The sequence below is a fragment of the Intrasporangium sp. genome (assembly GCF_051961875.1).
Lineage (GTDB): Bacteria > Actinomycetota > Actinomycetes > Actinomycetales > Dermatophilaceae > Intrasporangium_A.
On sequence record NZ_JBQCCV010000211.1, the window covers coordinates 1 to 10,316 of the forward strand.

At 68.0% G+C, this 10,316-nt stretch carries 10 protein-coding genes; 8 read left to right on the forward strand and 2 right to left on the reverse strand.

Annotation, left to right across the window (positions count from 1 at the left end; genetic code table 11):
• Window positions 1-149 precede the first annotated feature (149 nt).
• Both ACTHJJ_RS12415 and ACTHJJ_RS12420 read right to left on the reverse strand, forming a co-directional pair.
• Window positions 150-1,397, reverse strand: a complete 1,248-nt coding sequence (locus tag ACTHJJ_RS12415) for a nuclease-related domain-containing protein (protein ID WP_440303251.1) — start codon at window positions 1,395-1,397, stop codon at window positions 150-152.
• Between the two features lie 162 nt (window positions 1,398-1,559).
• Window positions 1,560-2,573, reverse strand: coding sequence for a LacI family DNA-binding transcriptional regulator (locus ACTHJJ_RS12420; RefSeq protein ID WP_440303252.1), 1,014 nt, complete (start codon window positions 2,571-2,573; stop codon window positions 1,560-1,562).
• Window positions 2,574-2,685: 112 nt separating this feature from the next.
• On the opposite strand from ACTHJJ_RS12420, the gene ACTHJJ_RS12425 reads away from it, so the two are divergent.
• From ACTHJJ_RS12425 to ACTHJJ_RS12460, 8 genes are read left to right on the forward strand one after another with little or no spacing between them, the layout of a single operon-like run.
• Window positions 2,686-3,666: a substrate-binding domain-containing protein gene (locus ACTHJJ_RS12425; RefSeq protein ID WP_440303253.1), complete on the forward strand. Its 981-nt coding sequence runs from the start codon at window positions 2,686-2,688 to the stop codon at window positions 3,664-3,666.
• A gap of 42 nt (window positions 3,667-3,708) precedes the next feature.
• The gene (locus ACTHJJ_RS12430) at window positions 3,709-4,479 is read left to right on the forward strand and encodes an ATP-binding cassette domain-containing protein (protein ID WP_440303254.1); all 771 of its coding nucleotides are present in this window, start codon (window positions 3,709-3,711) and stop codon (window positions 4,477-4,479) included.
• Between the two features lie 16 nt (window positions 4,480-4,495).
• Entirely contained in the window at window positions 4,496-5,479 is a 984-nt protein-coding gene (locus tag ACTHJJ_RS12435; RefSeq protein WP_440303255.1) for an ABC transporter permease, read from the forward strand.
• Complete coding sequence (locus ACTHJJ_RS12440; protein ID WP_440303256.1) at window positions 5,476-6,519, forward strand: phosphotriesterase family protein; 1,044 nt, start codon at window positions 5,476-5,478, stop codon at window positions 6,517-6,519. The genes ACTHJJ_RS12435 and ACTHJJ_RS12440 overlap by 4 nt, the downstream gene beginning before the upstream one ends.
• Window position 6,520: 1 nt before the next feature.
• Complete coding sequence (locus ACTHJJ_RS12445) at window positions 6,521-7,276, forward strand: glutamine amidotransferase (RefSeq protein ID WP_440303257.1); 756 nt, start codon at window positions 6,521-6,523, stop codon at window positions 7,274-7,276.
• Window positions 7,276-8,223 (forward strand): nucleoside hydrolase, encoded by a 948-nt coding sequence (locus ACTHJJ_RS12450; protein ID WP_440303258.1) that lies wholly within the window; start codon window positions 7,276-7,278, stop codon window positions 8,221-8,223. The genes ACTHJJ_RS12445 and ACTHJJ_RS12450 overlap by 1 nt, the downstream gene beginning before the upstream one ends.
• On the forward strand, window positions 8,220-9,134 hold the full coding sequence (locus tag ACTHJJ_RS12455; protein ID WP_440303259.1) for a ribokinase: 915 nt from the start codon (window positions 8,220-8,222) through the stop codon (window positions 9,132-9,134). Before ACTHJJ_RS12450 ends, ACTHJJ_RS12455 begins: the two co-directional genes overlap by 4 nt.
• The gene (locus ACTHJJ_RS12460) at window positions 9,131-10,285 is read left to right on the forward strand and encodes a M20 metallopeptidase family protein (protein WP_440303260.1); all 1,155 of its coding nucleotides are present in this window, start codon (window positions 9,131-9,133) and stop codon (window positions 10,283-10,285) included. The genes ACTHJJ_RS12455 and ACTHJJ_RS12460 overlap by 4 nt, the downstream gene beginning before the upstream one ends.
• Window positions 10,286-10,316: the final 31 nt, after the last annotated feature.

The following is a 10,316-nucleotide window of genomic DNA, read 5'->3' on the forward strand; positions in this document are numbered from 1 at the left end:
GTGGGTCCCTCGGACAGCAGATCGCAGTAGTGGATGTCGGACGTGGCGGGCTAGCACCTCGGGTTCGTCAGCCGTGTCAACGAGTCTCTTCGATATGGAGATCCGCGATGGCGCTGAGTCGGGACCGCATCTGCGAGGTGACGAGCGATTCATAGCCCGCTCTTGAGACTGGCCGCCTGAGCGTTCCTCTTCTCCACGTCGCTCGCCTTCCCGGATGTCGGAAGCGGATAGCGCATGTCCACGCCGAAAGGCTCAGGGGACTTGGGTCGCGGTTGCGACCAGGCTTCCAGCGACTGGCCCGCCGAGACCCGCGCGATCGCGATACCGTTCTGCGCTCCAGCAGCGGGCTTTCCCCGGCCGATCACGTCGACATCGAGTTTGGCCGCCTCTCCGAATTTCCACGAAAGTGGGAACGTGCCCGGCGTTGCTCTCCGCGTGAGTGTCCATCGGCACGTGTTGCGTTCAAATGTCTGTTGGGGCGTCGCCGAAACGTCCCCCAAGCTCTGTTTGATCATCGCGTTCGTCACCCGATCGCAAAGGGGGCTCGAGGAGGGCTTGGGGATCATTGTTTGAGCCACCTGGCTCGCGCGGTTGCTGAGAAACGGAAGAACGACCTGGGTGACCAAGGTCAGGGCCGTGACAAGAAGCGCCAGCTTGAAGAAGGCCGTTCCGATGCTGGATCCGCTCCTCCTTGAGCCGGGCTTGGGCTTTCGGCCGGAGGGGACTCGAGTCCGAGGTGATCGACTGTTTGACGTGCTGTGATTCGCCCAGCCGCCGTTGTCGCCGTCAGTGCGCCCACTTCCCCGCTCCGGGGAGGCGGGCGGGAACGTCAGAGCGATGGTGCGCGCCAGGTTCTCAGGGTCTTTGACGAACTGGTCTCTTCTCTGGGCATTGAGCCAGGAGCGCAGCTTTCGCGCGGGAACGACCTCGACCCCTTCGACTCGACATGGCAGAAACTTTGCGGACGACGCTCCAGCCAGGACGATCATTGGCGTGACAGGCAATCCAATGGCGCTCTCCACCTCTGCTCCCGCATGGAGCACCTGTTTCAGTGCGTCTGTCCGGCATCGAGACGCGCCGTTGTGCTGCCAGAGGGTGCCGTTGTAGACAGAGACGGCACCCGCCCAGTTCTTGCTGTCGATCAGGTAGAGCCCGCTCGGACCAATGACGATGTGGTCGATGTTCGTGAGTGACTGACCTGGCCGAAGAAGGCGGTCGTGCAGCACCTGCCAGGAGGCGGGTAGCTTCGCCAGTTCGGTGGCGACTCGACGCTCGCCGTCTGCTCCCGCCTGCCAGGCGCCTGCCTCATGCTCCAGGGCATCCGCTTGAGCGCGGGCGGCGGCCGCCTGGGCGAGCAATTCGTCCGCGCGCCTGCGTGCGGAGCCCCCATCGGACACGGTTACCCCCTGTTTTGCCGCCACCTTAGGACCGCATCCCGGTGGCCGGGGGCAAAACAGGCGAAGACGCGGTGAGAGCACGTCTATGAACGCAAACGCGGGTTTCCTGGGCCAGTAGCATCCGGGACGCAGCCCAAGAAACTGACTGCGCCCCGGGCGGTCTCAGTTGGGACTGGACTCCCCGGGGAGGAAGGCAGGGGCGATGCGGAGGGCTCGAGACGGCTCCGACTCCTCGGTGGAGATCAGGTCGAGGACCGTCCGACCGATCTCCTCGACCGGCTGCCGGACGGTGGCCAGCGTGGGGTGGGCGAAGCGCGCCACACCGACCCCGTCGAATCCGATGACCCGGAAGTCGCTCGGGACCCGGTAGCCCCGCACATGGAGCCGGGCGATGACCCCGAGCGCGATGATGTCGGCCGCCGCGACGATGGTTCCCCTCGTGTGTCCGTCCGCGAGGAGGCTATCGACCGCCTCCTGCCCCCAGCCGAAGTCGAATTCGCCCAGATACGAGGGGCGGTCGGGAAAGTCTTGGCGGAAGTGCTTGAAACGCTCGTGGCCCGACGACGATCGCGCGCGGGCCCCGACATACAGAACCGGCTGGGCCTCCGCGTCGACGTGCTCCTCGATGTGCTGCGTGATGAGGCTCATGCCGGCGTCGTTGTCGCAGCCAACGAAGTGGACGTCGGCGTCGACGACCTGCCGGTCCAGCTGGATCGTCAGCGTCGCCTGAGCGGCCCGTTGCACCGAGGCCGCGCTCTCGACCTCATGGCAGGGGATCATCACGATGGCGTCGACCTGCCGGCCGAGAAAGGACTCCACGCCTCGGCGTTCGACGTGCAGGTCCCCGCAGGTGCTGAAGATCAGCACATCGGTCGCCGACCCCTCGAACGCCGTGGACAGATGTTGCGCCACGGATGAGAAGAAGGGGTTGTCGAGATCCGGCACCAGGAGCCCGACGGTCGCGGTGCGGCCCTTGCGCAGCGCCCGGCCCACGAGGTTGACCTGGTAGCCCAGCTCCGTCGCCGCTCCCATCACGGCATCCCTCAGGGACTGTGCGACGGGCCTGGACTGGCTGATCACTCGGGACACGGTGGCGACGGAGACACCGGCGCGAGCGGCGACATCGGCCATGGTGACGGCACGCGGTGGTGTCACGTTGTGGACCGCCTTGGTCATGTCCGCACCTCTTCGTGCTCGTTATCGGAACGTGATGGACGTCCCGGGGGAGTCCCTGTACCTTACTCGCAACTCGGAAATCGATTGCCGAGGCTCAATGAGGAGGCCTGACATGTCCAACACGTCTCGATTCCGTGGCCGTGCCCTGCTCGGCATCGCCACCGCCGCGGCCCTTGCCGCGACCTCTGCATGTAGCACGGGTAACGAGCCGGCACCCGCTGCCGGAGGCGGCGGTGCCTCGAACGCCGCCGGCAAGTGCATCATCGGCATGACGCAGATCAACCAGACCGCGGCCTTCTTCACCCAGATGAACGAAGGTGCGCAGGAGGCGGCCAAGGAGGCGGGCTGCGAGCTCACCATCGCCAACGCCAACAACGACTCCGCCAAGCAGAACAGCGACATCGAGAACTTCGTGACGCAGGGCGTCACCGGCCTCATCGTCGTCGCGATCGACGTCAACGGCGTCCTTCCCGCGGTCAAGGCGGCCCGGCAGAAGGGCATCAAGGTCGCCGCCATCGACGCGAAGCTCGAAGAGGGCTCCATCGACACGTTCGTCGGCGTCGACAACGAGAAGGCGGGCGCCGAGGCCGCGAAGTGGATGGTCGACAAGGGCCTCGTCAAGGGCAAGAAGTACGGCGTCGTCGACGCGAAGAACTCCTTCATCCAGAACCAGCGGGAGGACAGCTTCCGCAAGGCGATCGACGCGGCCGGCGCGGTTTACACGCAGAGCGTCAGCGGCGACAACGTCCAGGAGAAGGGCGCGACCGCTGCCCAGAACCTCGTGACCGCGCAGCCCGACCTCGACTTCATCTACACCACCGGCGAGCCGGCCACGGTCGGCGCGGTCAGCGCGATCGGTGGCAGCGGAAAGACGAAGATCGTCGGCTGGGACCTGACCCGCGAGGTCATCGGGGGCATCGACAGCGGTGCCGTCACGGCCGTCATCCAGCAGGACCCGAAGCAGGAGGGCGTCGACGCCGTCAAGGAGCTCAAGGCCGTCCTCGGTGGGGCTGCCCCCAAGGGCTTCATCGACGTGCCGATCACGATCGTCACCAAGGAGAACGTCGACCCCTACCGCAAGATCTTCCCCTGATCCACACCCTCCACCCCGCACCCTGACCAAGGACGGTCCCCCATGAGCACGAGCACCCAGGCAGCCGCAGCGACGATCGCAGAGTCGCCACCCCGCGTGGAGATGCGCGCCATCCGCAAGTCGTATGGCGCTCTGGACGTGCTCAGGGGGGTCGACCTGACGATTGCCCCCGGCGAGGTCATCGGCCTCGTCGGGGACAACGGGGCCGGCAAGTCGACGCTCATGAAGATGCTCGCCGGCGCGGAGACCCCGGACCGCGGCGAGATCCTCGTGGACGGCGAGCCCATGACGGGGTCCGGCCCGCGTGCGGCCCGCGCGCACGGCATCGAGATGGTCTACCAGGACCTGGCCCTGTGCGACCACCTCGACGTGACCGCGAACCTCTTCCTCGGACGCGAGAAGTTCAACTCGCTCACGCGCCGGCTGGACACCGAACGGATGCACGACGAGGCCGCCGAGGAGCTGCGCAAGCTGCACATCCGCATCACCAACACCCGCCAAGAGGTGGGGAACATGTCGGGCGGCCAGCGGCAGGCCATCGCCATCGCGCGCGCCGTGACGTTCGACCCCAAGGTGCTCGTCCTCGACGAGCCCACCGCGGCCCTCGCCGCGAAGGAGGTGGAGATGGTTCTCCAGCTCATCAAGGACGTCTCCGCCCGGGGCGTCTCGGTCGTGCTCATCACGCACCGCCTCCAGGACCTCTTTGAAGTGGCCGACCGCTTCGTCGTCCTCTACGAGGGGACGATCCACCAGGAACTCGAGCCAGCCAAGACCGATCTGAGCGGACTCGTCACCGCGATGATGGGGAAGTGAGACGACCTTGACCACCATGAGCAAACCCCTCCGCCTCTCGCGGGGCGCCCGCAGCGAGTTCATCGGCCGACACTTCGGCGTGCTGTCCATCAGCGTGGTGTTCGCCGCCCTCTTCATCTTCTTCAGCGCCAGGGCCGACGCCTTCCTCACCGCCGAGAACCTGGTCAACGTTGCCCGGCAGATCGCCCCCACGGTGGTCGTCGCGATGGGCATGACCTACGTCATCACGACCGGTGCGATCGACCTCTCCGTCGGGTCCATCGTCGGCCTCACAGCCTCCGCGCTGGCGATCCTCGCCAAGACGGGCAACCCCGTCCTCGCCTTGGTCCTGACGCTGCTCATAGGCGCCGCGATCGGTGCCATCAACGGTGCGCTCACGGCATACGGCCGTCTGCAGTCCTTCATCGTGACGCTCGCCGCGCTGACGGCGATCCGTGGTGTCGCCCTTCTCATCACGCAGGGCTACAGCACGCCCATCGAGTCGTCCTTCCTGCTGCCCCTTGGCAACGGCAAGCTTCTCGGCCTATACACGCCGACCTGGATGGCGATCGCGATCGTCGTCATCGCCTGGTACGTCTTCACGCGCACCCGCTTCGGTCGCTACGTGACGGCGGTGGGCTCGAACGCGGAATCCTTGAGGCGCTCGGGCGTCGACATCCGGCGCATCCAGATGGCTGTGCTCATCATCACCGGTGTGCTCGCGGCCGGCGCCGGCATCATCACGGCGACCCGCCTGGCGAGCGGTTCCTCGAACTCGGGGACCATGTTCGAGCTCGAGGTCATCACCGCGGTGGTGCTCGGCGGCACGAGCCTCATGGGCGGCCGCGGGTCGATCCTCGGCTCGGCCATCGGCGCCCTCACGCTGGGCATCATCAGCAACGGCCTCGTCCTGCTGCGCGTCGACGTCTACTGGGTGCCGATCGTCCAGGGCATCATCCTCATCGTCGCGATCTTCCTGAACAGCAAGCTGTTCGGCAGGCTGGTGAGGTCGCGTCGATGACGACCGTCATGACCGTCACCGGGCCCGTCGACTCCGGGGACCTCGGTACGACGCTCACCCACGAGCACATCTTCAACGACGTCAGCTCATGGTGGACCGAGACCCATTCGCACGGCTGGGACCCGGAGGACTTCGCCGCGCACCCGGTCACCATGGACATCCTCTGGGACCTCAAGCACGACCCCTTCGGCAACCGCCCCAACCTCCGGCTCGACGACGAACCCCTCGCCGTGGAAGAGGTCGGCCGGTACGCCTCCCTCGGTGGCACGACGATCATCGATGCGACCGGTCTGGGACTGGGCCGTGACCTTGCTCGCCTCCAGCGGGTCAGTCGGCAGGCCGGCGTCCAGATCATCGCGGGCACCGGTTTCTACCTCGACGGGGCGCAGCCGGAGGACGTGAAGGGCCTTGCGCCCGAGCAGATCGCGGAGATCATCGTCCGGGACGTCGAGTCCGGCGAGGACGGCATCCGGCCGGGGATCATCGGTGAGATCGGCGTCAGCGCCGACTTCACGCCCGCAGAACGGGCCAGCCTCGAGGGAGCGCTCATCGCCCAGCGCGAGGTCCACCTGCCCGTCGAGGTCCACCTGCCGGGCTGGTTCCGTCGCGCGAACGAGGTCCTCGACCTGGCCGAACAGCACGGCGTCGATCCGGCGCACATCGTCCTCTGCCACATGGGCCCCTCCGGCGCCGACCTCGACTACCAGGAAGGGTTGCTGCGCCGCGGCGCCTGGGTCCAGTACGACATGATCGGCATGGAGGTCTTCTACGCCGACCAGGACGTCCAGTGCCCCTCCGACGAGGAGAACGCCACCCGGCTCTGCCGCCTCGCCGAGCGAGGGCACCTGGGCCGGCTGCTCATCTCTCAGGACATCTTCGTCAAGTCGCTGCTGCGCCGCTATGGCGGACCGGGCTACGGCCACATCCTGCAGTACTTCGTGCCCCGACTGCGTCGCCTCGGAATGACCGAGGCCGACGTCCACCACCTGTTGACCACCAACCCCCGCACCCTCTTCGACACCACACAGAAGGAGAACTGACATGGCGCGCGTGCTGCTCGCTGGCGAGAGCTGGATTTCGCAGTCCACCCACTACAAGGGCTTTGACAGCTTCTCGTCGACGACCTTCGAGACCGGGGCCGACCACTTCATCGCCGCCGCCGCCTCACAGGGCATCGAGATCGAGCAGATGTATGCGCACGACGTGCCGGGCAAGTTCCCGCGCACCCTCGAGGCGCTGTCGGCGTATGACGTCGTGATCCTGTCGGACATCGGCTACAACTCCTTCGTGCTGCCCAATGAGGTCTGGCTGCGTGGCCAGCGCACCGACAACCCGCTGGTCGCCCTGGCCGAGTGGACCCGGGCCGGTGGTGGCCTCATGATGGCCGGCGGCTACCTCAGCTTCCAGGGCTTCCAGGCCCGGGCCAACTTCGCGAGGAGCCCCATCGAGGACGTGCTCCCCGTGGACCTGCTGACGAGTGACGACCGTGCCGAGGCGCCGCAGGGTGCGGTATGCAAGCTCGTCGCCGACGACCACGAGATCGCCAAGGCGTGGACCGGCGCGGCGCCGCAGCTGCTCGGCTACAACGTCGTGACGCCGAAGGCCGATGCCCAGGTCGTCGCCACGGTGGACGAGGACGTCCTCATCGCGACCCGCGAGGTCGGCGCCGGACGCTCCCTCGTCTGGACCTCCGACATCGGGCCGCACTGGTGCCCCACGGAGTTCCTCGAGTGGGACGGGTTCGCGCCCCTGGTCGGGGCCATGCTGGAGTGGCTCGGCGCCGAGCGGGCTTCCTGATGGCCGGCCTGCCCATCGTCATCGACTGCGACCCGGGGCATGACGACGCGGTCGCCCTGCTCCTCGCGGTCGGTTCCGAGGCTGTCGACCTCAAGGCGGTCACGACCACCTTCGGCAACTGTTCGGTCGAGGATGCCACCCGCAACGCCGTGCAGATCCTCACGCTCGCGGGCACGACGGACGTGCCGGTGGCTCGCGGGGCCGCGGGATCCCTGGACGGCCTGTCGACCCTGGGCAACTACGTGCACGGAGCCAGCGGGCTGGACGGACCCCCCATGCCGGAGCCGGGCTTCGAGGTGACCGGAGGCGATGCGGTCGAGCTGCTGCGGCGGGTCATCGAGTCGAGCGACGAGAAGGTCACGATCGCCGCGACGGGACCGATCACCAATGTCGCCCAGCTCCTGCTGACCCACCCGGGAGTCAAGGACGGGATCCGCGAGGTCATCTTCATGGGCGGATCCACCGAGCGCGGGAACCACACCCCGACGGCGGAGTTCAACACCTATGCCGACCCGGAGGCGCTCGACGTCGTGCTCGGCAGCGGGCTGCCCATCCGGATGGTGGGCCTCAACCTGACGCATCAGGCGCTGGCCAACCCGGAGGTCGTCGAGCGGATGGCTGCGATGGACCACGTGGTCGGGCGGACCTGTGCCGCCTGGATGGGGTTCTTCGGCGCGTCCTACAACCGCGTCTGGGAGTTCGCGGCGCCGCCGGTCCACGACCCCTGCACGATCGCCGCGATCATCCGGCCGGACCTCATCGAGTGGCGCGAGGCGTTCGTGGCCGTCGAGCTCGACGGGAAGTGGACCCGGGGCACCACCGTCGTCGACCTCCACCGGCGTTACCCGGAGCAGGAACCGAACGCCCAGGTCGCGATGACCCTCGACGCGAAGGGCTACTGGGATCTGGTCATCGAGGCGGTCGACCACGTCGGGCGGACCCGATGAGCAGGATCAGCGTGGTCGGCTCCCTCAACGTCGACCTCGGCTACCGCGTCAGGGCTCTGCCCGTGCCCGGTGAGACGGTCCTTGCGGGGGACCGGAGCCGGGCCTTCGGCGGCAAGGGTGGCAACCAGGCCATCACGGTGGCGGTCCTCGGGGCCGACGTCGGCTTCGTCGGCGCGGTCGGTGCTGACGACGCGGGGGAGAGCTACCTCTCGCATCTGCGTCGTCACGGCGTCGACGTGAGCGGCGTCGCGGTCGTCCCGGACGTGGACACCGGCACCGCGATCATCCTCGTGGACGACTCGGGAGAGAACCTCATCGTGGTCGACCCTGGTGCGAACTCGGCGCTCGAGCCCGGTTGGGTCGAGGGGCACGTCCGGGCCGCCGAGCCGGCCGTCGTGCTCGCACAGCTCGAGGTCCCGGTCCCGGTCCTCGAGAGCCTGGCCGCGTCGCTCGCCGCCGGCGTGACGTTCGTGCTCAACCCGGCACCGATGCAGGCCGACCCGGATGACCTCACGAAGCTGCTGCAGCGCGTCGACGTCCTCGTGCCCAACCGCAAGGAGCTGGGACAGCTGGCGCGGACGGCCGAACCGGAGACGATCGCAGAGGTGCAGGCATGCCTCGGCGCCCTGTCGTTCGACGGGACCGTCGTCGTCACGTTGGGAGCCGACGGCGCCGTCGTGCGGGAGGCCGGTGGTGAGCCGACCCATCACCCGGCCCTGGCTGTCGATCCCGTCGACACCACCGGCGCGGGTGACGCATTCTGTGGGGCCCTGGCAGTCGGTATCGCCGAAGGACGCGAGCTCAATGACGCCGTCCGCCGGGCGATCGAGGTCGCAGGTCGCAGCACGCTGCACCGCGGTGCACAGCCGTCGCAGGCTCCGCTCGCCGACGTCGTCGCGGACGGCTCATGACGGGTCGAGTCGAACAAGCCCGAGCCGCCCAGGACTGGATGGTGGCACGGCGACGCGAGCTGCACCAGCACCCGGAGGTCGGTCTCGAGCTGCCGTGGACGCACCGCTACGTGGAGGAGGTCCTCTCCGAGCTCGGCTACGAGGTCGAGGTCCACCGCGGTGCCGGGTTGACCGTCCGCGTCCCCGGGGTCGCCCCCGACGGCATCGGGTCCGTTCTCCGGGCGGACATGGATGCTCTTCCCGTGACGGAGCGAACCGACCTGCCCTTCCGGTCCCTCGAGCAGGGCGCCATGCACGCGTGCGGGCACGACCTGCACATGGCGATGCTCCTGGGCGCCGCCAAGGTGTTCGCCGACTCCCCGCCCCGGCGCGACACCATCCTGGCCTTCCAGCCCGGGGAGGAGTCGGACCGGGGAGCACTCGCTGTCCTCGAGCACGACAACCTCAAGTTCGAGGGTGATGCGACCGCTTTTGCCGTGCACGTGCACGCCCTCGCGCAGCCGGGCGCCATCCTGTGCCGCCCGGGCGTCTTCATGTCCTTCGGCGACTGGTTCACGGTCGAGCTGCACGGCCCCGGCGGTCACGCGAGCCAGCCGCACCTGGTCGGCAACCCGGTCGAGGCCGGCGCAGCGATCGCCACGGCGCTGCCGCAGCTGGCCGCCGAGATCGGCGTGGGCGAGCACGTGGTTGCGACACCGACCGAGAGCCTGATCGGCAACACGGTCAACGTGATTCCGGCCTCGGGCCGGATCAGGGGGACCATCCGGACGCTGAGCGCCGGCAAGCGGCAAGCCCTGATCGAGGGAATGCAGCAGCTGGTCGCCCAGGTCGCCGACAGGCACGGGCTGACGGCAGAGCTGACGATCCACGAGGGCTATCCGGCGGTGGTCAACCACGCCGACTTCATGGAACGGTTCGAGCGTCGGGTCCGTCAGACGGAGCTTGCCGGGCAGGTCACCTCCATGCCGGAACCCTCCATGGTCATCGAGGACTTCGCCTACTTCCTGCACCGGTGGCCCGGGGGCATGGTGTACCTCGGCGCGCAGGGACCGGAGAACACGTCCTTCAACCACGCGGACGACGTCGTCTACGACGAGGCGGTGCTCTCGGAAGGGGCGGCCCTCCACCTGCTGGTGGCCGACGGAGTCTGACTCCCCACAAAGGGACAAACGAGGCGTATGC

Excerpts from the sequence above, each read along its gene's own strand:
- ACTHJJ_RS12420 (WP_440303252.1), bottom strand. The coding sequence starts at position 2,573 with ATGACCAAGGCGGTCCACAACGTGACACCACCGCGTGCCGTCACCATG.
- ACTHJJ_RS12425 (WP_440303253.1), top strand. The coding sequence starts at position 2,686 with ATGTCCAACACGTCTCGATTCCGTGGCCGTGCCCTGCTCGGCATCGCC.
- ACTHJJ_RS12430 (WP_440303254.1), top strand. The coding sequence starts at position 3,709 with ATGAGCACGAGCACCCAGGCAGCCGCAGCGACGATCGCAGAGTCGCCA.
- ACTHJJ_RS12435 (WP_440303255.1), top strand. The coding sequence starts at position 4,496 with ATGAGCAAACCCCTCCGCCTCTCGCGGGGCGCCCGCAGCGAGTTCATC.
- ACTHJJ_RS12440 (WP_440303256.1), top strand. The coding sequence starts at position 5,476 with ATGACGACCGTCATGACCGTCACCGGGCCCGTCGACTCCGGGGACCTC.
- ACTHJJ_RS12445 (WP_440303257.1), top strand. The coding sequence starts at position 6,521 with ATGGCGCGCGTGCTGCTCGCTGGCGAGAGCTGGATTTCGCAGTCCACC.
- ACTHJJ_RS12450 (WP_440303258.1), top strand. The coding sequence starts at position 7,276 with ATGGCCGGCCTGCCCATCGTCATCGACTGCGACCCGGGGCATGACGAC.
- ACTHJJ_RS12455 (WP_440303259.1), top strand. The coding sequence starts at position 8,220 with ATGAGCAGGATCAGCGTGGTCGGCTCCCTCAACGTCGACCTCGGCTAC.
- ACTHJJ_RS12460 (WP_440303260.1), top strand. The coding sequence starts at position 9,131 with ATGACGGGTCGAGTCGAACAAGCCCGAGCCGCCCAGGACTGGATGGTG.